This window comes from Lolliginicoccus lacisalsi (assembly GCF_014841105.1).
In the GTDB taxonomy this organism is placed as follows: domain Bacteria; phylum Actinomycetota; class Actinomycetes; order Mycobacteriales; family Mycobacteriaceae; genus Lolliginicoccus; species Lolliginicoccus lacisalsi.
In genome coordinates, this window is the sequence record NZ_JACYWE010000004.1 from 149,520 (window position 1) to 172,256 (window position 22,737).

A 22,737-nucleotide genomic window follows, 5' to 3' on the forward strand; every position below is an offset into this window, starting at 1 on the left:
CCTCCATGCGCGAGATGACCGTCCCCCCAGCGCAGCACGTCGAGCCCGGCGACAGCCTCACCGACATGATCGTGCGCAACGCCTTCACCGACCCCACTCGCATCGCCTTCCAGCGGCAGGCCGACGGCGACTGGATCGACGTGACCGCGGCAGGATTCCTGCGCGAGGTCGACGATCTCGCCAAGGGGCTCATCGCCAGCGGCATCGAGCCCGGCGACCGCGTGGCACTGCTTTCCCGCACCCGCTACGAGTGGACGCTGTGCGACTTCGCGATCTGGAGCGCGGGCGCGATCACGGTGCCGATCTACGAGACGTCCTCCGCCGAGCAGATCCACTGGATCCTCTCCGACTCCGGGGCCGTCGCCTGCATCGCCGAGTCGCCCGCGCTCGCCCTCACCGTCGCCACGGTCCTCGATGGCAACGACTGCGACATCTGGCAGATCGAGGGCCCCGCAACCGATCCCGCGCGTTCGCTCACGGCGCTCCGCGACCTCGGCACCGGACTCGCTGACGACACCGTCGCGCACCGTCGCGAAGGGCTCCGCTCCACCACCCCCGCGACGCTCATCTACACCTCCGGCACCACCGGCAGGCCCAAGGGGTGCGCGCTCACCCACGGCCACTTCCTCGGCGAGGTCACCAACGTCACCACGCAGCTCGCCGACGTGTTCGATCGCCCCGGCAGCGCCACCCTGCTCTTCCTGCCGCTCGCGCATGTCTTCGCCCGCGTCATCCAGCTCGGCTGCGTGCACGCCGGAGTGGTGCTCGGCCACTCGCCCGACATCAAGACTCTCCTCGACGACCTCGCTGAGTTCCAGCCCACCTTCATCCTCGCCGTCCCCCGCGTCTTCGAGAAGGTCTACAACGGTGCCGCGCGCAAGGCCGACGCCGCGGGCAAGGGAAATATCTTTGCCCGCGCCGCCGCGACCGCCATCGCCTACAGCGAGGCCATCGACGACGGCCGCATCGCCTGGTCGCTGCGCGCCCGCCACAAGGTCTACGACGTGCTCGTCTACCGCAAGCTCCGCGCCACCCTCGGCGGGCTGGCAACCCACGCCATCTCCGGCGGATCGCCCCTCGGGACGAGGCTGGGGCACTTCTACCGCGGAATCGGGCTCACCGTCCTCGAGGGATACGGGCTCACTGAGACGACGGCCGCCATCACCGTCAACCCGCCCGAGGCTCCGCGCATGGGCACCGTGGGGCAGCCCGTGCCCGGTACCACCATCCGCATCGCCGACGATGGCGAGGTGCTTGCCCGCGGGCCCATGGTGTTCGGCGGCTACTGGAACAACGACGCCGCCACCGCCGAGGCGCTCGAACCCGATGGCTGGTTCCACACCGGCGATATCGGCACCCTCGACGAGGATGGCTATCTCACCATCACCGGGCGGAAGAAGGAGATCATTGTCACCGCGGGCGGCAAGAACGTCGCGCCCGCCGTCATCGAGGACCGCATCCGCGCCCATCCGCTGATCAGCCAGGTCATGGTCGTCGGCGACAACGAGCCCTTCGTCGGCGCGCTCATCACGCTCGACGCCGAGGCTCTCGAGCCCTGGGCGCTGGCTCGTGGCAAGACCCCGTCCGCAGCGGGCCTGATCGAGGACGCCGAGCTGCTTGCCGAGATCGACAGCGCCATCGCCGAGGGCAACAAGGCCGTTTCCAAGGCCGAATCCGTGCGGGCCCACCGGATCGTGCCCCGCGACTGGACCGTGGAGGAGGGGCAGCTCACGCCGTCGATGAAGCTCAAGCGCGCCATCGTCGCCAAGGAACACGCCGCCGATATCGAGGCCCTCTACGGCCGGTGATCGGGCGGGGCCTGGCGACCTCTGCTCACGGGCTCGAATCTGCTGGTCAATGTCACGCGCCGCGCCGCGACACGACTGCGTGAACGTGACATTGGCTAGCAGATCCTTGGGATCAGCGCCGAGTGCCGAAGCCCGCGCGACCACCGTGGATGGGGCGCCATCATGTGGTGCTGGTGGTGCCCCATCCACGTGGTTCAGGAGCGGCTGGCGAGGATCTGCAGGGCCTCGTCGGCGTGGGCGTTGGCCTTGAACTCGCTGGAGATGACGCCGAGGATCGTGCGATCGGTGTCGATGACAAACGTCTTGCGCTTGACCGGAGCGAGCTTGCCGAGCAGGCCACGCTTGACGCCGAAGCGGGCGGCGACAGTGCCGTCGGTGTCGGACAGCAGCGGGTAGTCGATCTCCTGGGCGGTGGCGAAGCCCGACTGGGTCTGCATGTCGTCGGTGCTGATGCCGACGCGTGCTGCTCCGGCGGTAGCGAAGTCGGCGGAGAGATCGCGGAAGTGACAAGCCTCGGCGGTGCAGACAGGGGTGTTCGCGGCCGGGTAGAAGAAGAGCACGATGGGGCCGTCGGCGAGGAGCTCGTCGAGGGAGCGGACGGTCCCGAACTGGTCGGGAAGGGCGAAGTCGGGGGCTTTGTCTCCAGTGTTCACACGGCTGAGATTACCGCTGCTGGCCGTGGACTTCAGCGCGAGCGGGAATGCCCGGACCGGTATGGCCGTGCGGCAGGCGATTGGCCACTATGGTCGGTACCACCGGTTCCCGAGGAAAGGCGGCGGCGATGGGCGCGGAGGTCACGGCGATCCGGTTCACTCACGAGGACCGGCGCTTGTTCCGCCGAAAGGTGCACGAATGCACTGAGGCGCTGGAGCGAATGCTGCACGACGGCGCGTTCGACAGCCATCGGGCGGTGCCGCTACTGGGCATGGAGGTCGAGCTCAACCTCGTCGATGCGGCAATGGAACCGGCGAAGGCGAACGATCAGGTGCTCGCCGCGATCGCGAACAATGACTACCAGACCGAGCTGGGCCGCTTCAATATCGAGCTGAACGTGGCGCCCGCGCCGTTGGCGGGGGAGTCGATCCGCGAGGTCGAGATGGGGCTGCGCCGGTCCCTGGAGCACGCCGACGACATGGCCTCGCGCAACGGCGCGCGCGTGGTGCTCACGGGGATGCTGCCGACGCTGCGCACGGAGCACTTCGATGCCGCATGGATCACCGACAATCCGCGCTATGCGCTGCTCAATGAGCAGATCTTCGCGGCGCGGGGCGAGGATATCGAGATCGATATCAGTGGCACCGGGCTGGACGGTGGAGCCGAGCGGCTGCGCATCGATTGCACCTCGGTGCTGCCCGAGGCAGCGTGCACCTCGGTGCAGCTGCACCTCGCGGTGGATCCGGACATGTTCGCGGCGTACTGGAATGCCGCGCAGTGCGTGGCGGGCGTGCAGGTGGCGCTGGGCGCGAACTCGCCGTTCCTCGCGCAGACGGCATTGTGGCACGAGAGCCGCATCCCGGTTTTCGAGCAGGCCATCGACACTCGCTCGCTGGAGCTGAAGAACCAGGGCGTGCGTCCCCGGGTGTGGTTCGGGGAGCGGTGGATCACGTCGATCTTCGATTTGTTCGATGAGAACGCCCGCTACTTCCCGGCTCTGCTGCCCGAGGCCACCGAGGAGGCGCCGCTTGCCCGCCTCGAAGCGGGGGAGACGCCGTCGCTCGCGGAGCTCGCGATGCACAACGGCACCATCTATCGGTGGAACCGGCCGGTATACGCGGTGGTGGAGGGCAAGCCGCAGATACGGGTGGAGAACCGGGTGCTGCCGGGCGGGCCGACGGTGATCGACACGATGGCGAATGCTGCCTTCTACTACGGCGTGGTGCATGCGCTGGCCCATGCGGACCGGCCCGCGTGGACACAGATGTCGTTCGACGCGGCACAGACCAACCTGGGGAATGCCGCCAGGCATGGCATGGATGCGCGGCTGTATTGGCCGTCGTGCGGCGATGTGGGGCCCGATGAGCTCGCGCTGCGCTGGTTGCTGCCGCTCGCGGAGCAGGGGCTCTCCGATTACGGGGTGGCAGCGGGGGTTCGCGACCGGTACTTGTCGATCATCGAGGAGCGGTGCTTGCAGCGTCGCAATGGCGCGGGTTGGCAGCGCCGGATGGTGGCGCGGCTCGAGAAGTCCGGGATGACGCGGCAGGAGGCGTTGCCCCGGATGCTGGCCGAGTACGCGGAGCTGATGCGGGCGGGCGACCCGGTGCACACCTGGCCCTGGTAGCTCGCAAGGCTCGAGCTGCGGTCAATCCAGTGGCGCGTGCCGCTGCTGCAGGAGTTGCTTGGCGCGGCTGACTTGCTCGGGGGTGAGGCTGGCGACGGGCAGGGGAAGGTGCTCGCGATCGCCGCGCAGGCTGTCGAGGAACAGCGTGAGGTAGCGGCGCCACGCATCGGGCGCGACGGGGCCCGAGAAGCTCGCGAAGTTGGCCACCATGTGGATGGTGGCGAAGAGGTCGGAGAGGGTGGCATCGGGCCGGAGCGCGCCAGCATCGTGCGCGCGATCGAACACCGCCGCGAACGAGGTGCGCATGCGTTCGGCGGCTTGGGAAATGCGCTCGCGGTCGTTCTCGCGGCCGATGACCACTTCGGATAGCCCTCGGTCGACGGCGAGGCGCTGGCAGGCGTGCTCGGCGAGCCGTGTGTCCCCGTCCCAGGGGTCGGGGTCGGCGAGGGCCTGCTCGGCGGCCTCGGCGAGGTTGGTGAGGCTGAGCTCGAACAGTGCCTCGATGAGCTCATGCTTGTTGGCGAACCGCCGGTAGACAGTGCCGACACCGACACCGGCGGCGCGGGCTACCTCGTCGAGGGTGATGGCGAGCCCTTGGGTGGCGTAGAGCTCGCGCGCGGTCTCGATGATGCGTTGCCGGTTGCGCTCGGCGTCGGCGCGCAATGGGGTGTTGGGCGCGTCGGTCATTGTGATTCACCTCACGGATCTATTCGGAGGGGGAATCTCCGCTTACGATCATAAGTTGTGAGAAGCGGAGATGGAAACTCCACTTAGTAAAGATCCTGCAAAGCCGCATCAGTACAAGCCCGCCAGCACGGAAGCAGAGCCGATCCCCATGACCACCACCACGCCCCTCGCGAGCCCCGGCGCCGGAACCCAGCGTGACCGCCGCTGGCTCGTCCTCGCCGTCCTCGGCATCGCCCAGCTCATGGTGGTGCTCGACGCCACCATCGTGAACATCGCCCTCCCCGCCGCCCAGGCCGACCTCGGTTTCACCGACTCCGACCGGCAATGGGTCATCATCGCCTACGCGCTCACCTTCGGCAGCCTGCTCCTGCTCGGTGGACGCCTCTCCGACCTTTTCGGGCGCCGCGTCACCTTCCTCACCGGCCTCGTAGGCTTCGCGGCCGCCTCCGCCGTCGGCGGGCTCGCCCCCAGCTTCGAGATCCTCGTCGCCGCCCGCGCCGGGCAAGGCATCTTCGGCGCGCTGCTCGCCCCCACCGCCCTCGCCCTGCTCACCACCACCTTCACCGACCCCAAGGAACGCGCCAAGGCATTTGGCATCTTTGGTGCCATCGCCGGGTCCGGAGCAGGCGTCGGGCTCCTGCTCGGCGGCGTCCTCACCGAATGGGCCGACTGGCGCTGGACGCTGCTGGTCAACGTGTTCTTCGCCGGAGTCGCCCTGATCGGCGCGGCCATCCTGCTAGACCCCCAGCGCTCCACCACCCGGCCTCGTCTGGACATCCCCGGCACCCTCGTCGGCTCGGTCGCGCTGTTCGCCATCGTCTTCGGATTCTCGAGCGCCGAGCACAACGGCTGGACCGCCACCTCCACCCTCGCCTGGATCGCCACTGGCGTCGTGGGGCTCGCGGCGTTCGTCTACCTCCAGAACCGGGTCGAGCACCCCCTGCTCCCGCTGAAGATCATCCTCGACCGCACCCGCGGCGCCGCGTTCCTGTCGATGTTCCTTGCCGGCAGCGGCATGTTCGCCGTGTTCCTGTTCCTCACCTACTACCTGCAGGTCACCGTCGGATACTCACCCATCCGCACCGGGCTCGCGTTCCTGCCCATGGTGATGATGATCATGATCTCCTCCATCGTCATCAACGCCGTCCTGCTGCCCAAGCACGGACCGCGACCCCTCGTCACCACCGGCATGATGCTCGGCGCCCTCGGCCTCGCCTGGCTCACCCAGATCGAGATCGGGAGCAGCTACCTCGCGCATATCCTCCCGTCGCTGGTGATCATGGGACTCGGCATGGGCGCGATCTTCGCCTCATCCATCCAGTCCGCCGTATCCGGGGTCGCGCCCGCTGATGCCGGCATCGCCTCCGCCACCATGAACACCATGCAGCAAGTGGGCGGCTCCATCGGTACCGCGCTGCTCAGCACCCTCGCTGCGACCGCGGCATCGGATTACCTCGCGGGTGGCGGCAGCGGTGGCGCCGTCCAGGCTGCCATGGAGAGCTACACGACAGCCTTCGCCTGGGGCGCCGGGATCTTCGTCATCGGCGCTATCGTCGCCGGCACCCTGTTCCGGACCGGCCAGCTTCCCGCCCAGCAGGGCGCGCCCGTCGTCGCGCATTGACCGTCGTGGGCCGGTGGCTCGCGATGGTGGCTCGCGCTGGTGGCTAGCGATGGTGGCTAGCGCTGGTGGCTCCGTTCGGGGGCTTGCGGCTCCGCGGCTGGCGATGGTGGCTCCGTTCGGGGGCTTGCGGCTCCGGAAGTGGAAACTTTCCCCCCTCAGGGCGGGAAAAGTTTCCACCAGCGGCGCGGGCGCCCACCACCAGCGGCGCGGGCACCTGCGACCAGGCGAGCGGCCTACCTCACCGAGCAGATCGTGGTGTTGCCCGGGGAGCCCGAGGGCGCCGTTTCAACGACGCTGATGGTGCTCGAGGCTGTTGCCTCGGCATCGAGAGCGTAGGCCACGGTGCCGGCGAGTCCGATGTTCAGGACCGCGACGAGCAGCGCGACGCGGGTGATCCGGTTCGCAGTCCGGGGACGCATGGGGCTCCTAGCACGGTAGGGAATGAGGCCAGCTTGAACACTGCCAACACGATCTTGAATGATGCCGGGACCGCGTGCATGGCTTGGCTTCCACTGGTTAGCCGACTGTGACCACAGCGTGTTCTGTTGTGTTGGTCGCACTTCCCTCCACGACGAAGCACCTAGCTACCGGAGGGCGGTAGCCTGAGCGATGGCGTCCTGACCTCGGCACAACTCCTCGAGTGCACACATCACGACAGGAACCCGAACGTGAATCGACCGATCACCGTGGCAGCGGTGTGCATCCTCCACGAGGGGAAGCGCATCCTGCTCGTCCGCAAGGCGGGCACGCAGCGGTTCATGCTGCCGGGAGGCAAGCCCGAGCCGGGCGAGTCCATCCACGCCGCGGCGATCCGCGAATGCCGCGAGGAGATCTCCGTCGAGCTCGGTTCCGCGTCGCTCAGGTTCCTGGGCAGATGGACCGCCCCTGCCGCCAACGAGCGGAATCGTCGTGTGGATGCCACTGTCTACGTCACCGACACGGCAGCCCTTGCCGCGCCGCACGGCTACCAGGTCATCCAGCCCGGCGGTGAGATCGCCGAGATCCGCTGGCTCGAACTCTCTGACGATCATGGCAATATTGCCCTGGCACCCTTGCTCGCGGACAAGATCCTCCCCGAGCTCCGGCGGCCCCTGAGCATCGGCCAGGTTCGTCCCTAGGAGGCACGGTGCAGCGAGGAGGCACGGTGCGCGCGATCATCGTGCATGGCTATAGCGCCCATACGGGCAAGCATTGGTTCCCCTGGCTCGATGACGAGCTCGCGAACCGGGGCCACGAGGTGCATCGGGTGGTGCTACCCAGCCCGGATGAGCCAGACAGCGGTGCCTGGGAGGCGGAGCTCGCGCGGGCGATCGGGCCCGTTGACGACGAGACCGTGCTGATCGGTCACAGCCTGGGGTGCTTGTCGCTGCTGCGCCACCTCGATGCCCTCGGCGGCGGTTGGCGCCTCGGTGGCCTCGTCCTGGTCGCTGGATTCCTCGGAACGCTTCCTGGCCTGCCCGAGCTCGATGCGTGCATCGGGCAGGGGCAAGGGCAGGGGCAGGGGCTGGATGCGACCGCGCTGGGTGCTCGTGTCCGTCATGCCGCCGTCATCCACTCGGACGACGACGAGATCGTCCCGCCCGAGCTATCCGCGCAGCTCGCTGAGGCGCTCGGGGCGCGGGACATAACGGTTCCGGGCGGGGGTCATTTCCTGGAGGACGAGCTGCCCGAGGCCCTGGCAGAGGTCCTCGCGGCTGCGGCGCAGGAGGCGCAGTGACGTGTTCCAGCAGGCCTTGCTCGCGGGATCATGGGCCGGTGGATCGCTAGCCGATCGCTGGGCTGCGGGCCTCAGTCCGCCGGCACTACCGGGGGAGGGGTGGTGTCGAGACCGAGCATGTCGAGGAATTCGCGGCATTCCTTCGCGTTCTCGCTATGCGAGGCCACGATGTTGGTGGCGCGCATGGCAAGGTCATCGTTCGGCGGCTCGTGGTGGTGGAGGACATGATCTGACATCGGGGTCTCCCTAGTTTCGAGCGGGCCGGCGTGCCCTCCACTAGCCTACCGCGCTGCCATGGCCGTCGCGGCCCGTGCGCAGGTGGCCCCGGGTGTCTCAAGCGAGTGTGTCCCGAGCGGGGAACGCAAAGAGGGGCACCCCTGGCGCGGGGTGCCCCTCGTGTAGCTGGCGGTGGTCAGCGGGCGAACAGCAGTGCCCGCTTGACCTCCTGGATCGCCTTCGTCACCTGGATGCCGCGAGGGCAGGACTCGGTGCAGTTGAAGGTGGTGCGGCAGCGCCACACGCCGTCCATGTCGTTGAGGATCTCGAGCCGCTCGGCAGCACCCTCGTCGCGGCTGTCGAAGATGAACCGGTGCGCGTTGACGATCGCCGCGGGCCCGAAGTAGGAGCCATCGTGCCAGAACACGGGGCACGAGGTGGTGCAGCAAGCACACAGGATGCACTTGGTGGTGTCGTCGAAGCGTGCCCGGTCATCCTGGGACTGGATGCGCTCGCGCGTGGGTTCCTGGCCGTGCGCGATGAGGAAGGGCTTGACGGCACGGAACGCGTCGAAGAACGGCTCCATGTCGACGATGAGGTCCTTCTCGACGGGCAATCCACGGATGGGCTCGACGGTGATGGTGATCGGCTTCCCGTCCTTCGACAGCAGATCCTTCATGAGGATCTTGCAGGCGAGCCGGTTGACCCCGTTGATGCGCATCGCGTCGGAGCCGCACACGCCGTGCGCGCAGGAGCGACGGAACGTCAGCGAGCCATCGAGGTACCACTTGACGTGGTGCAGCAGGTTCAGCAGCCGGTCGGACGGCAGCGCGGGGACCTCGAACTCCTCGAAGCCCTGCGCGTCCGGGTCCTCCGGGTTGAAGCGCCGGATCTTGAGCGTGACCATCGTCGCGCCCTCGGGAACCGGCGGAAGTGGACGCTGGCCTGTCTCGGCGGAAACGGTGGCAGTCATCAGTACTTACGCTCCATCGGCTCGTAGCGGGTGAAGGTCACTGGCTTGTAGTCCAGCGTGATGTCAGAGATCAGCGGAGCGCGGCTGTCCTTCGGCACCTTCTTGTACGCCATGGTGTGGCGCATGAAGTTGGTGTCGTCCCGGTCCGGGTAGTCCTCGCGGGCATGTCCGCCGCGGGATTCCTTCCGGTTCAGGGCGCCGGCCACGGTGACCTCGGCCAGCTCGAGCAGGAACCCGAGCTCCACGGCCTCGAGGAGATCACTGTTGTACCGCTTGCCCTTGTCCTGCACCTGGACTCTGCTGTAGCGCTCCTTGAGCACGCGGACATCCTCGAGCGCCTGCTTGAGGGTCTCCTCGGTGCGGAACACCGAAGCGTTGCGGTCCATGGTCGCCTGCAGCTCGATGCGGATATCGGCGACCCGCTCGTCGCCGCGATCGGACAGCATGAGCTTCATCCACTCCTCCACCATGCCCTCGGGGGACTCGGGCAGCGGCACGAGCTCCGACTGGGCGGCATAGTCGGCGGCAGCGATGCCGGCGCGGCGACCGAACACGTTGATGTCGAGCAGTGAGTTGGTGCCCAGGCGGTTCGCGCCATGCACGGACACGCACGCGCACTCGCCGGCCGCGAAGAGGCCCTTGACTACGGTGTCGTTGTCCTTGAGCACCTCGCCGGTGACCAGGGTGGGGATGCCGCCCATCACGTAGTGGCAAGTGGGGAACACAGGAACGAGCTCCGTGACCGGGTCCACGCCGAGATAGGTGCGGGAGAACTCGGTGATGTCCGGCAGCTTCTCCTCGAGCACGTCCGCGCCGAGGTGGGTCACGTCGATGTAGACGTAGTCCTTGTCCGGTCCGGCACCACGTCCCTCGAGGACCTCGAGCACCATGGACCGGGCCACGATGTCACGCGGGGCGAGGTCCTTGATGGTCGGTGCGTAGCGCTCCATGAAGCGCTCGCCGTCGGCGTTGCGGAGGATGCCGCCCTCGCCGCGCACCGCCTCGGAAATGAGGATGCCGAGGCCCGCGAGGCCTGTGGGATGGAACTGGTGGAACTCCATGTCCTCGAGCGGCAGGCCCTTGCGGAGCACGATCGCCATGCCGTCACCGGTGAGGGTGTGGGCGTTCGAGGTGGTCTTGTACATGCGGCCGGAACCGCCGGTGGCGAACACGATCGACTTCGCATGGAAGACGTGGATCTCGCCGGTGGCCAGCTCGTAGGCCACCACGCCGGTGGCGGCGGTTCCCTCGGGGGTCTCGCTCAGGCACAGGTCGAGCACATAGAACTCGTTGAAGAACTCCACGCCGTGCTTGACGCAGTTCTGGTAGAGGGTCTGCAGGATCATGTGGCCGGTGCGGTCCGCGGCGTAGCAGGCACGGCGGACCGGCGCCTTGCCGTGGTCGCGCGTGTGGCCGCCGAAGCGCCGCTGGTCGATCTTGCCCTCGGGCGTGCGGTTGAACGGCAGGCCCATCTTCTCGAGGTCGAGGACCGCGTCGATGGCCTCCTTGGCCATGATCTCCGCGGCGTCCTGGTCAACGAGGTAGTCGCCACCCTTGACGGTGTCGAAGGTGTGCCACTCCCAGTTGTCCTCCTCGACGTTCGCCAGCGCGGCGCACATGCCGCCCTGGGCCGCGCCGGTGTGGGAACGGGTGGGGTAGAGCTTCGTCAGCACGGCGGTGCGGGCGCGCGGACCAGCCTCGATGGCGGCACGCATTCCGGCGCCGCCAGCGCCGACGATGATCACGTCGTAACGGTGTTCTTGCATGTGTGCCTCGCTCAGCCTGTGATGTTCGGGTCGAACGTGAAGATTACGTACGTGCCCAGCACGGTGATGAGCACGATCGAGATGGCCAGCAGCGTCTGCAGCCAGAAGCGGGTCGAGTCCTTGCGCGCGTAGTCATTGATGACCGTGCGCAGGCCGTTGCCGCCGTGCAGCTGCGCGAGCCACAGCATGGACAGGTCCCAGAACTGCCAGAACGGGCTTGCCCAGCGGCCAGCGACGAACGCGAAGTTGATGCGATGCACGCCGTCATCGAGCAGCAGCATGATCGAGATATGGCCGATGACCAGGAAGATCAGCAGCAGCCCGGAGATGCGCATGAAAAGCCATGCCCACATCTCGAAGTTGTTGGTGTTGCTGCGCCGCGGGGTGCGGGGCAGCGACAACGCGGCGGGGCGATCGTAGGACGTGGCCACGGTCTTGGCGGCGGGGGTCTCCGAAGAAGTCATCACAAGCTCCCGAACAGCAAGTAGAAGATGCGGCCAGAGGCGGGGATCATGATCGCGACCGAGAGGGCGAGCACGATGTAGAACATGACCCGCTGGTACTTCGGCCCCTTGGACCAGAAGTCGATGAGGATCACACGGAGGCCATTGAACGCGTGATAGACGACGGCGCCGAGCAGTCCGAGCTCGAGCGTGCCGACAACAGGGTTCTTGTACGTCTCGATGACCGCGTCATACATCTCGGGGCTGACCCGGACGAGCGCGGTGTCGAGGACGTGCACGAACAAGAAGAAGAAGAGAGTGACGCCTGTGATCCGATGGAGGACCCAGGACCACATGCCGGGATCGCCCCGGTATATCGATCGTGTGCGCACCACCTGCCCAGTGGCGTCTTGTGTGCTGGTCATTGAGAGCTCTGCCTCCAGTGTCATCGGTGGGCGCCGCAGGTCCCGTCAGGCGCGTCCCTGTGTTGTGTGTGTCAGCAGGGCGCTTCGCGACAGAGGTCCGGCGTGAACCTAAGCTGACACAGAGAACTGTAGTCCCTCCAGTTCCGTGGGTTGCAGCCGGATATAAGGTTTTGACCTGCGGGTATTATTTAGGGTTGCCTTGCCATATTCAGTTGCATGGCCGTGGCCCACCCTGTCCCACCAACAGAAAATCCGACACGAAACCACGGTGATGACCATGGTAGCTGAATGGAAAACCCTGCGTAGCGCAGCAATCGAAACCATGCGCAACGCCTACGCCCCCTACTCGCGATTCCCCGTCGGAGCTGCGGCTACCACGACTGATGGCCGGATCATCACAGGCTGCAATGTGGAAAACATCTCATTCGGGCTCACCCTGTGCGCCGAATGCAGCGTCGTCGCTCAGCTCCACACCACCGGTGGCGGACGGCTCGCTGCCCTCGCCTGCGTCGACAGCCGCGGCGAGTACCTCATGCCATGCGGACGCTGCCGGCAGCTCCTCCACGAGCACGGCGGACCCACCATGCTCATCGGCTCCGCCGACGGCCCAATCCCGCTCAGCGAGTTGCTCCCGCGCGCGTTCGGCCCCGACGAATACGCCGCCGGGCAGCAATAGCGCCGCCCACCAACCCCAGCCAAGGAGCAGCCAGCTAGCCATGAGCCACCACCACGACGCCGTCACTGTTATCCGCGCGAAGCGCGACGGCCACGCGCTCACCGCCGGGCAGATCGACTGGATCATCGAGGCTTACACACGCGGCGAAGTGCACGACGAGCAGATGTCCGCGCTCGCGATGGCCATCCTGCTGCGCGGCATGGACCGCGCCGAGATCGCCCGCTGGACCCACGCAATGATCCGCACCGGCGAGCGCATGGACTTCCGGCACCTCGGCACGCCCACCGTCGACAAGCACTCCACCGGCGGTGTCGGCGACAAGATCACGCTTCCCCTCGCGCCGCTCGTCGCCGCGTGCGGCGCCGCGGTGCCCCAGCTCTCCGGCCGCGGTCTCGGCCACACCGGCGGCACCCTCGACAAGCTCGAATCGATCCCCGGCTGGCGCGCAGCGTTATCCAACGACGAGATGCTGGCCCAGCTCCACGACGTCGGTGCCGTTATCTGCGCCGCCGGAAGCGGCCTCGCCCCCGCCGACAAGAAGCTCTACGCCTTGCGCGACGTCACCGGAACCGTCGAATCGATCGCGCTCATCGCCAGCTCCATCATGAGCAAGAAGATCGCCGAGGGAACCAGCGCGCTCGTCCTCGACGTCAAGGCCGGCGCCGGAGCATTCATGAAGAACCTCGACGACGCGCGCGAGCTCGCCCGCACCATGGTCGACCTCGGCAACGACTCCGGAGTCCGCACCACCGCGCTGCTCACCGATATGAGCACCCCCCTCGGCCTGACCGCCGGCAACGCCCTCGAAGTGCGCGAATCCGTGGAAGTCCTGCAAGGCGGAGGACCCGCCGACATTATCGAGCTGACCCTCGCCCTCGCCCGCGAGATGCTCGACGCCGTAGGCATCACCAGCGTCGACCCCGCTGACGCCCTCGCCGACGGCCGCGCGATGGACACCTGGAAGCAGATGGTCCGCGCCCAGGGCGGCGACCCCGACGCCGAACTGCCCACCGCGCGCGCCACCGAGACCATCACCGCCCCCGAGAGCGGCGTCCTCACCCACCTCGACGCCATGGGCGTGGGAATCGCAGCCTGGCGGCTCGGCGCCGGACGCCAGAAGCTTGGCGACCCCGTGCAGGCCGGTGCCGGCGTCCAATGGCACGTCCAGGTCGGCGACACCATCAATGCCGGCCAACCCCTCATCACGCTGCACACCGACACCCCCGAGCGCTTCCCGGCCGCCCTTGCCGCGCTCGATGGCGCGTGGAGCATCGGGGATTCCGCGTCCCGGCAGGTGCTCGTGCACGAGCGCATCGCGTAGGCGGTCCGCTGGCTGCCGGTGGCTGGTGGGTGGCTGCCGGTGGCTGGTGGGAGGCTGGTGGGTGGCTGGTGGGAGCCTCCTCGGGAAATCTGCTAGCCAATGTCTCGCGCCACGCCGCGACACGACCGCGGAAAGGTGACATCAAGCAGCAGCCGTTGGGAAGCAGCCGTTGGGAAGCAGCCGTTGGGAGGCGCCCAGCGGAAAGTGCCCAGCGGGAAGCGCCCGGCATCCAGCACTCGCTGGGGCCGGGCATGCAGCGCCTGCCATGTCCCGCAGCGCTAGCGTGTGAGCCCCTCCGTCCCGCCTCGTTGTGGATGGCCGGCGACCTATCCACAGATCACGGCTGGCAACCCCGACCAGCCGGAGCGAAACGGCACTATTGGCCCCCGTGGGATCCATTCCAGACGACATCCGCTACCTCCTGCGACGACATGGGGGCGTCATTCACGCAACTGAGGCCCGTGAATCCGGGATCAGCAGGCAAAGGCTCGCACGGCTCGTGGGATCGGGGAGGCTGGTGCGCCCCCTGCCCACGATGTATGCGGACGCTGATCCGGGGCAGAGGCTGCCACCATGGGAGATGTTTGCCCTGTGCGTGGCCGCCTTCGCGCGCAACGCGAACGAGGCGCTGCATCTCTCGGGCTGGTCAGCTGCATCCATGTGGGGATTGCCGTCGCACGGGCGCCCGCCGCGATACCTGGAAGCGATCGCGCCGTCACGCGGTAGCGCAGGTGGATGGTCCTCGGCCGTGGCGCGGGTGCGCCGGGCGACGTTGCTGGAGCACCATCTCGATGTCGCCCGGGGGGCGCGCGTCGTGAGCATGGGAATGGCAGCGGCCACTGTGGCACTCGAGGCCCCGTTGCCGACGGCGCTGAGGGGGGCCGACGCGGCGGCGCGGCGGGGTGCGGATCTCACCGAGCCGAGCTGTCTGGTGGCGGGATGGAAAGGCGCGGCCCGGGCGCGATGGATCGCCGCTCACGCGTCACCGGCTGTGGAGTCTCCGCTCGAGAGCCTTGGCAGGTTCGCCAGCATCCAGGCCGGGCTGCCCGGCATGGTGCCGAATGCCTGGGTTGGCCCCGGCTATCCGCAATTTCGTGTCGATGGCTTGTGGCCGCATCACTGGGCGGCAATGGAGGCGGATGGTGCCGTCAAGTACAACCATCGGCCGGATGCGCACAGCATTGTCCTGCGCCAGAGCGAGCGCGATTGGATCCTCCGCAACGAGTGCGGCCTGGACCTGCTCCGGTTCGGGCACAAGCACACCAAGGACCTTGATGATCTCGGCACCCGCATGGCCGGGCTCCTTGCGCGGAATCCGGCGCGCAGTGTTCCGATCCAGTGGTGGATGCATGTGCCCGGGACAGGGCCAGTGGAACCGGCGCCCGAGGACTGGCCGTCTCCAGCGCCACGCTGCGTACGGTTGCCGCGGTGAACTGGTCGGGTTGGCGGGTCGGCTGGTTGGCCACCCTCGCCCGAGCAAATCTGCTAGCCAATGTCACGCGACACACCGCGACGCGACCTCGGAAACGTGACATTGACCAGCAAATCGTGTGTGCCTTAGCGCGTCGCCCAGCCCATCAGGAGGCAGTCTTGCCACCAGCGCCAGCGCCTTCATCCTGCCCCTCGCCAACCGCCAGCTCCGGCCAGCGATGCCCTGCTAGCGCTGCAGCGTTCCGCTACCGTCGTGGGCATGACTGCCGCCCCTCTTGATCTGGCTTCGATCCGCCTGGCCCCGAAGGTGTTGCTGCATGATCATCTTGACGGTGGGGTGCGGCCACGCACGGTGATCGAGCTGGCCGATGAGATCGGCTACGAGGGTTTGCCCTCGCGCGACGAGGCGGAGCTCGGGGCATGGTTCCGGGAGGCCGCGGATAGCGGTTCGCTGGAGCTGTACCTGGAGACGTTCGCGCACACAGTGGCGGTGATGCAGACGTCGGCCGCCCTGCGGAGGGTAGCGCGGGAATGCGTGGAGGACCTGGCCGCCGATGGGGTGGTGTATGCAGAGGTTCGCTTCGCGCCGGAGCAGCACCTCGACGGCGGCTTGTCGCTCGATGAGGTAATGGAGCAAACGATCGGGGGCTTCGAGGACGGCATGCGTGCGGTCCAGGCAGAGTCGGGCCGCGAGATCGTGGTGCGGTGCCTGGTGACGGCGATGCGCCACGCGGCGCGATCGCGGGAGATCGCGGAGCTGATGGTGCGGTTCCGGCACCAGGGCGCGTGCGGGTTCGACATCGCGGGCGCGGAGGCGGGGTTCCCGCCGTCCAGGCATTTGGATGCGTTCGAGTTCCTGCAACGAGAGAACGCGCACTTCACGATTCACGCGGGGGAGGCTTTCGGTCTGCCGTCGATCCAGGAGGCGGTGGCGTACTGCGGGTGCGATCGGCTGGGGCACGGGGTGCGCATCATGGATGACATCGTGGTGGGGGCGGATGGCTTGGCAGAGCTGGGCTTGCTGGCGAACTATGTGCGGGACAAGCGGATTCCGCTGGAGCTGTGCCCGAGCTCGAACGTCCAGACCGGGGCCGCCTCGAGCATCGCGGAGCATCCGTTCGATACCTTGGCACGCTTGCGGTTCCGGGTGACGGTGAACACGGACAACCGGTTGATGAGCCACACCTCGATGAGCGAGGAAATGCTCAAGCTCGTCGAGGCGTTTGGCTATGGCTGGAGCGATCTGGAGCGCTTCACCATCAATGCGATGAAGTCGGCGTTCTATCAGTTCGACAAGCGGCTAGCGTTGATCGATGACGTGATCAAGCCAGGCTACGCGGTGCTAGTCGGCTAGCGGCGCCGCGGCGCGGCGGGCCCCGGGTGCTGGCGCCGCCGCTCACCCGGCGAGTGTGCTGGCGCCGCCGCTCACCCGGCGAGTGTGCGAAGAACGACAGCATTTCGCGGTGAAGCTGTCGCTTATCGCACACTCCCGCGCCGCGCGCTCCGCGCCGCGCGCACGCTCCCGCGCCGCGCGCGCCTGAACGCGGGCTCACAGGATGCGCAGGCGGCCCTCGAGCTCGTGGAGGAGCTCGCGGAACGCGGCTGCCTCGGTGTCGTGCGGCGCGGCGGGCGCTAGCCGATTGGGGTCGGGCTTGAGCAGGTAGGAGATGTACCAGCCGAGGGGGGTGGTCTTGGCGAGGGCGTTCTCGACGGAGTCATCGTCGGCGAAGTCGGCGGCGTCGTTGAGAAGCTCGACGGCGAGATCGAGTTGCTCGGCGTCGACGTGCTCCCGCCCCGCCGCGAGGTCCTCGACGAGGCCTGTGAGCAGGTAGGTGTTGTCGTCGATGACGCTGATCTCGAGGGATCCGTCGGTGGCGGCGGTCGCGATCTCGGGGTAGGTGCTGACCTCGGCTAGCTCATTGTCGTGCGGGTCGGCGAGGTAGCGGGCGAGGGCGCGGGGGGTGCGGAAGGCGAGGATGGTGCCGTCCTTGCCGAGGAATATGGGTACGTCGTCGAGGTAGCAGCGCAGCGTGTAGAGCTCGTCAGGCCCATTGATGATCTTGATGGGATCGATCCCGACGTGAGTCCAGAAGTCGTCCTCGTCGTCCTCGTCGTCCTCGTCATCGCCTTCGTCCTCGTCGAGCGGGTCGACGTCGTCGCTGTCCTCGGCGGCATCGTCTGCCTCGACATCGTTCTCGTCGGCGGCGAGCAGCTCGGCCTCCGCGAGCGCCACGGCCGCCTTGTCGACAGCCGGCGTCGTCACTGCCTCGTCGATGGCATCAAGCACGGCGTCCCAGCCGTTGACGATGGTCTTGCCGATCTGGGTCCATGCCTTGGCGCCGCTGGATCCGGTGAAGGCTGCATGGCCGAGCGCGAGCTTGCCGAGGTCGGGATTGGAGTCGAAGAACTCGATGACGACATCGAGGTCGCAGACATCACCGAGGTTGCGGGCCATGGCCAGGATGTCGTCGAGCTCGGCGACGGTCAAGGCGTCGGGGGTGCCCGCGGCTAGCTCGGGAACGCCCACGAGGTCGAAGACATGCTCATCGTCGGGCTCGAGCTCGGCGGCGGACAATGCCTTGACGACATGCCAGGACGGATGCTCGGCGAGGTCGTGGTCATCGTCGTTCCGGATGAACGCGGCGAGCTCAGCGACCCCGTCGAATACGAAGAAGTCCTCGTCACGGCCAAGGAGGGCCTGCCATTCGTCGTCGCCCTCGCGCCACTGCGGTGCCCACAGCGTCACGACGTCGCCGTCGGTCAGACCAAGCTCGATGGGGACGATGTCTCCTGCCATGCGCACAGCCTAGCCATCGGTCGCGCTGAAAGCACGACTCAGCTCAGCGTAGTGGGCGAGCCGTGATTCCGCCGCTGCCGCAGCAGCCTGGCTTATGGCTTCGAGGATCAGTTCCGAGACCTTGTGCGCGGGAAGGCGGGTGACGGCATCGCCGATCTCGAGCCCCACGAGCGTGCCCCGCGCCGATACCTCGGCGACGATCTGGCCCTCGGCGCTCGCGCCGCGCCCGCGCAGGCCCGCGAGGCTGGAGAGGGCATCGTCGAGCGCGTCGCGCTGGGCCCGCGCTCGTCGCAGGGTCTCCTCGAAATCGATCACCGGGCGATTCCTATCCGGTCGAGCATGGTGGGCCGATCGAGCATGGCGGCGGGCCCTGCAACCGCCTCGGCCTCGGCGATGTCTGCCAGGGTGGGCAGCCCCACCGCGTCGAGGGTGCGCCGGTCGATGCCAAGGGCGGCGAGCTCCTGGCGCGCCCGTGCCCCACTGATCGTGGCTGCCTGGTGGCATTGCCGCAGGATCTCTGTGGCGAGCTGGTCCCCGCCGAGGCGAAGTGCCCTGCTGGATAGATCGATTCGCTCGGGCAGGCCATTCTCGTCCGTGCTCACCGTGACCCCGTTCATGCGGTGGGCCTGTACACGCCGTAGAACGCCTGCCCGAGGTTGTCGGTGCGGATCGCGGAGACGCTCACCGGATCGCCGGCCTCGACCATCTGGCCGTTGCCCAGGGCCATTGCGACGTGGCCGTCCCAGACGACGAGATCACCGGCCATCGCTTGCTCGACCGCGACGGGGGTGCCGATGTTCTGCTCCTGGGCGAGCCGGGGGATCTCGATACCGCTCTCCCGGTAGGCCCATTGCGTGAGGCCGCTGCAGTCGAATCCCGCTCCGGGCGAGGTGCCGCCCCACACGTAGGGGACGCCTTGCTGGCTGAGCGCGTTGCGCACCGCGGCGGCCGCCTCGGGGGTCGGAGCCACGGTGGTGCTTCCGTCGGGCAGCCGGACGATGGTGCCGCCGGTGATCCCGGAGTAGTCGCTGCTGCCACTGTCGGAGGCCAGGGTGACGGAGGCGCCGTCCGGGCCGAGCGACGGCCCCAGGGCATGCATCGCCGACGAGGCCAGAGGAGCGGCCCCGGCGCCGGGCAGGGCTGGCATGCCAGTGCCAATGGCGTCGAGGTTGCCGGAAGCCTCGCTGAGCTCCCCGCTCAGCCGGATGACGACATCGATGGCGCGGGACAGGTGAGCGAGCGCCTCCTTGAGCAGGACGAGCTGCCCGATCGGGTTGCTCAGCAATGCCTGGGAGTTCTGCAGCACGGTGACGAACGATGCGCCAATGAGGGCGAGATCGCCTACGCCGCGCAGGACTGCCTCGAGCGCGGCGAGCCAATTGACGCTGAGCTGCTCCCCATCCTGCGCGAGGACATCGGTGGCGGCGGTGATCTCCCGCGAGGCGTTCGCGGCGGCCTCCGCGGCGAGGCCCTGCCAGGAAGGCTCGAGCTGCCTGGCGGCGTTCATTCCCGCATCGCCGACCTGGTGCAGGGTGGCGGCGACGCGGGTGAGCTCGGCTACCGGATCAGCGCCGGCAACGATTCCGGTACCGAGTGTCGCGGCGAGATCGTCGAGCGGCTTCTTCAGGAGCATCACGTCGATCATCGGGAGATTCCTCCCGCCTGGGCGAGGCGGGCAGCGCTGTCGATGTCACTGCGGAGGTACAGCTCGGCGGCCTGGTGCGCGGCGTCGGCACTGTGGGCGCATGCCGCGCTCGTGGCGGCGACATGATGCCGGTAGCGCTCGTGCGCTGCGGCGCACGCGGCGAGGAAGCTGGCCCCGATGGGCCCCAGCGCGTGCGCCGCGGCCTCGGGCCGCAGTGCCGTGACGGCCTCGGCGAGCCCAGCGATCTCCGCGGACTGCTGCTTCATCCGCCTGCCGAACTCGTCGAGGGCGGTGGGGTCCGCGGTGATCCCGGTCATGCGCAACACCTCTCTGTAGATCCGCGCGCGGGGCGCGGAGGTCGCATATTGGTCGCTACAAGAAACTTGGACGCACCGGGGCACCCGTTTGGTTCCCGGTGAACCGAAAAAGTTTGGATGTCATATCTGGCGGCGACTGCCGGCATGGCCCGCGTGGAGCGGATAGGCTCGCGAGTCATGGAGACACGGGTCGTTGATCATCCCCTGGCAGCTGTCCGGCTCACGACGTTGCGCGATGCCGGCAGTGACCGCGCGGTGTTCCGCTCGGCGCTGCGCGAGCTCACCCAGATGCTGGTCTACGAGGCCATGCGCGATGCCGCGACGGAGGTGTTCGACGTCCAGACCCCGGTCGCGACAGCGCGGGGATCGCGTCTCGCGGCGCCACCGCTGCTCGTGCCGGTGCTTCGGGCCGGGCTGGGCATGGTTGATCAGGCCAGCATGATGATTCCCGAGGCCCAGGCTGGATTCGTGGGCATGGCACGGGACGAGCACTCCCACGAGCCACGGCCCTACCTCGAGGCGCTGCCGAAGGATCTGGGCGGCCTGCCGGTTTTTGTGCTCGATCCGATGCTCGCCACCGGTGGCTCGTTGCTGCACACGCTTGCCCTGCTCGCGCACAGAGGCGCTACCGACATCACGGCGCTGTGCGTGGTGTGCGCGCCGGAGGGCCTGCGGGCGCTCGAGGAGTCGGGCTACCCGGTGCGCGTGGTCACCGCGGCTATCGATGACCGGCTCAATGACGACGCGTTCATCGTGCCGGGGCTCGGTGATGCTGGTGATCGCCAGTTCGGGCCGCGCAACATCTAGCCGTTGCGCGTTGGCCTCGGCGCCTAGTGGCGCCTCTTGCTGCTCCTGCCACCCAAGCGCGATAGCTGCCACCCACGCGCTGCTCCTGCCACCCGTATTTGGGTGGCAGCGGGGCATATCGGTGGGAGGAACCAATCAACGGTGGCGGGAAGCCGGTATGCCGACGACCGCCAAGCCCGACAGCCTGGTCGGCGCCCCTGCCGCCCCCGCTACAGCGCGCGGGCGAGCGCGCGCCCGTGCTCGAGGGTCTCCTCGGCCCGCGCGCGAGCCGCATCGAGGTTGCCTCCGGTGACATCAGCCACGGCCTGCAGGTAGCACTTGAGCTTCGGCTCGGTGCCCGAGGGCCGCACGACGACGCGCAGGTGATCGGTGCGGAGGATGACCGCATCGGTGCGCCGCTGCCCGCGCGCGGCGTGCAGGTCGTCCACGCTCACGGGCTCCCCGCCTAGTTGCTTGGGCAGCGCGGCACGCAGCCGTGCCATGGCTGCGGTGATCCCGCCGAGGTCATCGAAGCGGCGGGATACCTGGTCGGTGACGTGCACGCCATGCTCGACCGCGAGCCGGTCCAGCTCGCCGAGCGGGGTGCGTGATCGCTGCTTGAGGCGCGCCACGAGGTCGCATACCGCGACGGTGGCGGAGATACCGTCCTTGTCGCGGACATTCATGGGGTCCACGCACAGGCCGATCGCTTCCTCGTAGGCGAACACGAGCCCCTGCCCGGCGCGGACGAGCCACTTGAACCCGGTGAGGGTCTCGGCGTAGCGGGCGCCGTGGGCGGCGGCGATGCGGCCGAGCATGCTGGAGGAGACGATGGTGGTGGCGACGAGGCGATCGCCGCTGGTCGCGGCGAGGATGTCGTCGCCGAGCAGCACCCCGGCCTCGTCCCCGCGCAGCATCCGCCACCCAGAGGGCCCGGGCACGCCCGCCGCGCACCGGTCGGCGTCCGGATCGAGTGCGATGGCCACGTCCGCTTCGATGGAGCGGGCGAGCTCGAGCAGCAGATCGGTGGCGCCGGGCTCCTCGGGGTTGGGGAAGGCGACAGTGGGGAAGTCGGGGTCGGGGGCGAACTGCTTCTCCACGACGTGCACATCGGTGAATCCCGCGCGGCGCAGCGCTTCCACCGCGATCTCGCCCCCCACTCCGTGCAGCGGCGTCAGCGCGATGCGCGCATCGCGGGAGGCGCCGCGGGGCAAGGCGGCGACCGTCGCGAGGTACTGCTCGACGAGCTCGGCCCCGGATGGCTCGACCGGCGAGCGCGGGACCGAGCGGGCCGGGCCGACGCGCGCGATGGCGGCCTCGATCTCCCGGTCGGCAGGGGAAACGAGCTGCGCGCCGCCGTCAAGGTACAGCTTGTAGCCGTTATCGGCGGGCGGATTGTGCGATGCGGTGATCTGGACGGCCGCGGCGGCGCCGGTGGCGCGGCAGGCATGCGCGAGCACCGGCGTGGGAAGCGCCCCGGGCAGCAGGGTGACCGCGAAGCCCGCGGCGGCGAATACCTCGGCGGTGGCGCGGGCGAACTCCACGGAGCCGTGGCGGGCGTCGCGGCCGACGATGATGCGGGAACCGCCGAGGCAGCGGTCGTGCAGCCAGGACGCGACGCCCGCGGTGGTGCGGGTGACCACGGCGACGTTCATGCCGTTGGGCCCGGCCCGGACGGGACCGCGCAGGCCGGCGGTGCCGAACGCCAGTGGCCCGGAGAAGCGTTCCGCGAGCTCGGCGTCGGGCAGGCCAGCGAGCTCGGTCCGCGTCGCCGGGTCGGGATCATCATCGATCCAGCGGGCCACGTTTTCTCGCAGGCCGGCTGGCGTG

24 protein-coding genes and 1 pseudogene are annotated in these 22,737 nt (G+C 68.3%); 11 read left to right on the plus strand and 14 right to left on the minus strand.

Going from position 1 to position 22,737, the window contains the following annotated elements; all coding sequences use genetic code 11:
• Positions 1-5 precede the first annotated feature (5 nt).
• Positions 6-1,808 (plus strand): AMP-dependent synthetase/ligase, encoded by a 1,803-nt coding sequence (locus HT102_RS08495; RefSeq protein ID WP_192038989.1) that lies wholly within the window; start codon positions 6-8, stop codon positions 1,806-1,808.
• Between the two features lie 194 nt (positions 1,809-2,002).
• On the opposite strand, the gene HT102_RS08500 is transcribed toward HT102_RS08495, so the two are convergent.
• Positions 2,003-2,461 (minus strand): peroxiredoxin, encoded by a 459-nt coding sequence (locus HT102_RS08500; RefSeq protein ID WP_192038990.1) that lies wholly within the window; start codon positions 2,459-2,461, stop codon positions 2,003-2,005.
• A 128-nt stretch (positions 2,462-2,589) separates the two neighbouring features.
• Between HT102_RS08500 and HT102_RS08505 the strand changes: the two genes are divergently transcribed.
• Positions 2,590-4,086 (plus strand): glutamate--cysteine ligase family protein, encoded by a 1,497-nt coding sequence (locus HT102_RS08505; protein WP_192039127.1) that lies wholly within the window; start codon positions 2,590-2,592, stop codon positions 4,084-4,086.
• Positions 4,087-4,107: 21 nt separating this feature from the next.
• Here HT102_RS08505 and HT102_RS08510 read toward each other — a convergent pair whose 3' ends face one another.
• The gene (locus HT102_RS08510) at positions 4,108-4,773 is read right to left on the minus strand and encodes a TetR/AcrR family transcriptional regulator (protein WP_192038991.1); all 666 of its coding nucleotides are present in this window, start codon (positions 4,771-4,773) and stop codon (positions 4,108-4,110) included.
• A gap of 148 nt (positions 4,774-4,921) precedes the next feature.
• On the opposite strand from HT102_RS08510, the gene HT102_RS08515 reads away from it, so the two are divergent.
• The gene (locus HT102_RS08515) at positions 4,922-6,394 is read left to right on the plus strand and encodes an MFS transporter (protein ID WP_192038992.1); all 1,473 of its coding nucleotides are present in this window, start codon (positions 4,922-4,924) and stop codon (positions 6,392-6,394) included.
• Between the two features lie 233 nt (positions 6,395-6,627).
• On the opposite strand, the gene HT102_RS08520 is transcribed toward HT102_RS08515, so the two are convergent.
• Positions 6,628-6,813, minus strand: coding sequence for a hypothetical protein (locus tag HT102_RS08520; protein ID WP_192038993.1), 186 nt, complete (start codon positions 6,811-6,813; stop codon positions 6,628-6,630).
• 249 nt (positions 6,814-7,062) lie between these two features.
• Here HT102_RS08520 and HT102_RS08525 point away from each other — a divergent pair, with 249 nt between their 5' ends.
• Positions 7,063-7,512: an NUDIX hydrolase gene (locus HT102_RS08525; RefSeq protein WP_192038994.1), complete on the plus strand. Its 450-nt coding sequence runs from the start codon at positions 7,063-7,065 to the stop codon at positions 7,510-7,512.
• A gap of 8 nt (positions 7,513-7,520) precedes the next feature.
• Positions 7,521-8,111 (plus strand): RBBP9/YdeN family alpha/beta hydrolase, encoded by a 591-nt coding sequence (locus tag HT102_RS08530; protein ID WP_192038995.1) that lies wholly within the window; start codon positions 7,521-7,523, stop codon positions 8,109-8,111.
• 71 nt (positions 8,112-8,182) lie between these two features.
• Here HT102_RS08530 and HT102_RS08535 read toward each other — a convergent pair whose 3' ends face one another.
• From HT102_RS08535 to sdhC, 5 genes are all read right to left on the minus strand, one after another.
• Positions 8,183-8,347 carry a hypothetical protein gene (locus HT102_RS08535; RefSeq protein WP_187774260.1) on the minus strand — a complete coding sequence of 55 codons (165 nt, stop codon included), beginning with the start codon at positions 8,345-8,347 and terminating at the stop codon, positions 8,183-8,185.
• 176 nt (positions 8,348-8,523) lie between these two features.
• On the minus strand, positions 8,524-9,300 hold the full coding sequence (locus HT102_RS08540; protein ID WP_192038996.1) for a succinate dehydrogenase iron-sulfur subunit: 777 nt from the start codon (positions 9,298-9,300) through the stop codon (positions 8,524-8,526).
• Positions 9,300-11,066: a succinate dehydrogenase flavoprotein subunit gene (gene sdhA / locus HT102_RS08545; RefSeq protein WP_192038997.1), complete on the minus strand. Its 1,767-nt coding sequence runs from the start codon at positions 11,064-11,066 to the stop codon at positions 9,300-9,302. The genes HT102_RS08540 and sdhA overlap by 1 nt, the downstream gene beginning before the upstream one ends.
• Positions 11,067-11,077: 11 nt before the next feature.
• On the minus strand, positions 11,078-11,530 hold the full coding sequence (locus HT102_RS08550; RefSeq protein WP_192038998.1) for a succinate dehydrogenase hydrophobic membrane anchor subunit: 453 nt from the start codon (positions 11,528-11,530) through the stop codon (positions 11,078-11,080).
• The gene (sdhC, locus tag HT102_RS08555; RefSeq protein ID WP_192038999.1) at positions 11,530-11,934 is read right to left on the minus strand and encodes a succinate dehydrogenase, cytochrome b556 subunit; all 405 of its coding nucleotides are present in this window, start codon (positions 11,932-11,934) and stop codon (positions 11,530-11,532) included. Before sdhC ends, HT102_RS08550 begins: the two co-directional genes overlap by 1 nt.
• A 250-nt stretch (positions 11,935-12,184) precedes the next feature.
• On the opposite strand from sdhC, the gene HT102_RS08560 reads away from it, so the two are divergent.
• From HT102_RS08560 to HT102_RS08575, 5 genes and pseudogenes are all read left to right on the plus strand, one after another.
• Entirely contained in the window at positions 12,185-12,610 is a 426-nt protein-coding gene (locus tag HT102_RS08560) for a cytidine deaminase (protein ID WP_333473362.1), read from the plus strand.
• A 40-nt stretch (positions 12,611-12,650) separates the two neighbouring features.
• On the plus strand, positions 12,651-13,931 hold the full coding sequence (locus HT102_RS08565) for a thymidine phosphorylase (RefSeq protein ID WP_192039001.1): 1,281 nt from the start codon (positions 12,651-12,653) through the stop codon (positions 13,929-13,931).
• 388 nt (positions 13,932-14,319) lie between these two features.
• Positions 14,320-14,445: pseudogene (locus HT102_RS16425) on the plus strand (type IV toxin-antitoxin system AbiEi family antitoxin domain-containing protein); the annotation flags it as partial.
• Positions 14,446-14,922: 477 nt separating this feature from the next.
• Complete coding sequence (locus tag HT102_RS16070; protein ID WP_232845189.1) at positions 14,923-15,363, plus strand: hypothetical protein; 441 nt, start codon at positions 14,923-14,925, stop codon at positions 15,361-15,363.
• A gap of 258 nt (positions 15,364-15,621) precedes the next feature.
• Positions 15,622-16,716 carry an adenosine deaminase gene (locus HT102_RS08575; protein ID WP_192039003.1) on the plus strand — a complete coding sequence of 365 codons (1,095 nt, stop codon included), beginning with the start codon at positions 15,622-15,624 and terminating at the stop codon, positions 16,714-16,716.
• 195 nt (positions 16,717-16,911) lie between these two features.
• Here the strand turns inward: HT102_RS08575 and HT102_RS08580 are convergent, their stop codons facing one another.
• The 5 genes from HT102_RS08580 to HT102_RS08600 are packed head-to-tail and all read right to left on the minus strand — an operon-like array spanning position 16,912 to position 20,121.
• Positions 16,912-18,159 (minus strand): primosomal protein, encoded by a 1,248-nt coding sequence (locus tag HT102_RS08580; protein ID WP_192039004.1) that lies wholly within the window; start codon positions 18,157-18,159, stop codon positions 16,912-16,914.
• A 9-nt stretch (positions 18,160-18,168) separates the two neighbouring features.
• The gene (locus tag HT102_RS08585) at positions 18,169-18,474 is read right to left on the minus strand and encodes a YbaB/EbfC family nucleoid-associated protein (RefSeq protein WP_192039005.1); all 306 of its coding nucleotides are present in this window, start codon (positions 18,472-18,474) and stop codon (positions 18,169-18,171) included.
• Positions 18,471-18,776 carry a hypothetical protein gene (locus tag HT102_RS08590; protein WP_192039006.1) on the minus strand — a complete coding sequence of 102 codons (306 nt, stop codon included), beginning with the start codon at positions 18,774-18,776 and terminating at the stop codon, positions 18,471-18,473. The genes HT102_RS08585 and HT102_RS08590 overlap by 4 nt, the downstream gene beginning before the upstream one ends.
• On the minus strand, positions 18,773-19,804 hold the full coding sequence (locus HT102_RS16170; protein ID WP_192039007.1) for a C40 family peptidase: 1,032 nt from the start codon (positions 19,802-19,804) through the stop codon (positions 18,773-18,775). Before HT102_RS16170 ends, HT102_RS08590 begins: the two co-directional genes overlap by 4 nt.
• Entirely contained in the window at positions 19,801-20,121 is a 321-nt protein-coding gene (locus HT102_RS08600; protein ID WP_192039008.1) for a type VII secretion target, read from the minus strand. Before HT102_RS08600 ends, HT102_RS16170 begins: the two co-directional genes overlap by 4 nt.
• Positions 20,122-20,298: 177 nt before the next feature.
• Here HT102_RS08600 and upp point away from each other — a divergent pair, with 177 nt between their 5' ends.
• The gene (gene upp / locus HT102_RS08605; protein WP_192039009.1) at positions 20,299-20,928 is read left to right on the plus strand and encodes a uracil phosphoribosyltransferase; all 630 of its coding nucleotides are present in this window, start codon (positions 20,299-20,301) and stop codon (positions 20,926-20,928) included.
• A gap of 209 nt (positions 20,929-21,137) precedes the next feature.
• Here the strand turns inward: upp and HT102_RS08610 are convergent, their stop codons facing one another.
• Positions 21,138-22,724 (minus strand): phospho-sugar mutase, encoded by a 1,587-nt coding sequence (locus HT102_RS08610; protein ID WP_192039128.1) that lies wholly within the window; start codon positions 22,722-22,724, stop codon positions 21,138-21,140.
• Between the last annotated feature and the right edge of the window lie 13 nt (positions 22,725-22,737).

Coding starts and splice junctions, on each gene's coding strand:
- HT102_RS08495 (WP_192038989.1), top strand. CDS start 6: ATGCGCGAGATGACCGTCCCCCCAGCGCAGCACGTCGAGCCCGGCGAC.
- HT102_RS08505 (WP_192039127.1), top strand. CDS start 2,590: ATGGGCGCGGAGGTCACGGCGATCCGGTTCACTCACGAGGACCGGCGC.
- HT102_RS08510 (WP_192038991.1), bottom strand. CDS start 4,773: ATGACCGACGCGCCCAACACCCCATTGCGCGCCGACGCCGAGCGCAAC.
- HT102_RS08515 (WP_192038992.1), top strand. CDS start 4,922: ATGACCACCACCACGCCCCTCGCGAGCCCCGGCGCCGGAACCCAGCGT.
- HT102_RS08520 (WP_192038993.1), bottom strand. CDS start 6,813: ATGCGTCCCCGGACTGCGAACCGGATCACCCGCGTCGCGCTGCTCGTC.
- HT102_RS08535 (WP_187774260.1), bottom strand. CDS start 8,347: ATGTCAGATCATGTCCTCCACCACCACGAGCCGCCGAACGATGACCTT.
- HT102_RS08540 (WP_192038996.1), bottom strand. CDS start 9,300: ATGACTGCCACCGTTTCCGCCGAGACAGGCCAGCGTCCACTTCCGCCG.
- sdhA (WP_192038997.1), bottom strand. CDS start 11,066: ATGCAAGAACACCGTTACGACGTGATCATCGTCGGCGCTGGCGGCGCC.
- HT102_RS08550 (WP_192038998.1), bottom strand. CDS start 11,530: ATGACTTCTTCGGAGACCCCCGCCGCCAAGACCGTGGCCACGTCCTAC.
- sdhC (WP_192038999.1), bottom strand. CDS start 11,934: ATGACCAGCACACAAGACGCCACTGGGCAGGTGGTGCGCACACGATCG.
- HT102_RS08565 (WP_192039001.1), top strand. CDS start 12,651: ATGAGCCACCACCACGACGCCGTCACTGTTATCCGCGCGAAGCGCGAC.
- HT102_RS08575 (WP_192039003.1), top strand. CDS start 15,622: ATGACTGCCGCCCCTCTTGATCTGGCTTCGATCCGCCTGGCCCCGAAG.
- HT102_RS08580 (WP_192039004.1), bottom strand. CDS start 18,159: ATGGCAGGAGACATCGTCCCCATCGAGCTTGGTCTGACCGACGGCGAC.
- HT102_RS08590 (WP_192039006.1), bottom strand. CDS start 18,776: ATGAACGGGGTCACGGTGAGCACGGACGAGAATGGCCTGCCCGAGCGA.
- HT102_RS16170 (WP_192039007.1), bottom strand. CDS start 19,804: ATGATCGACGTGATGCTCCTGAAGAAGCCGCTCGACGATCTCGCCGCG.
- HT102_RS08600 (WP_192039008.1), bottom strand. CDS start 20,121: ATGACCGGGATCACCGCGGACCCCACCGCCCTCGACGAGTTCGGCAGG.
- upp (WP_192039009.1), top strand. CDS start 20,299: ATGGAGACACGGGTCGTTGATCATCCCCTGGCAGCTGTCCGGCTCACG.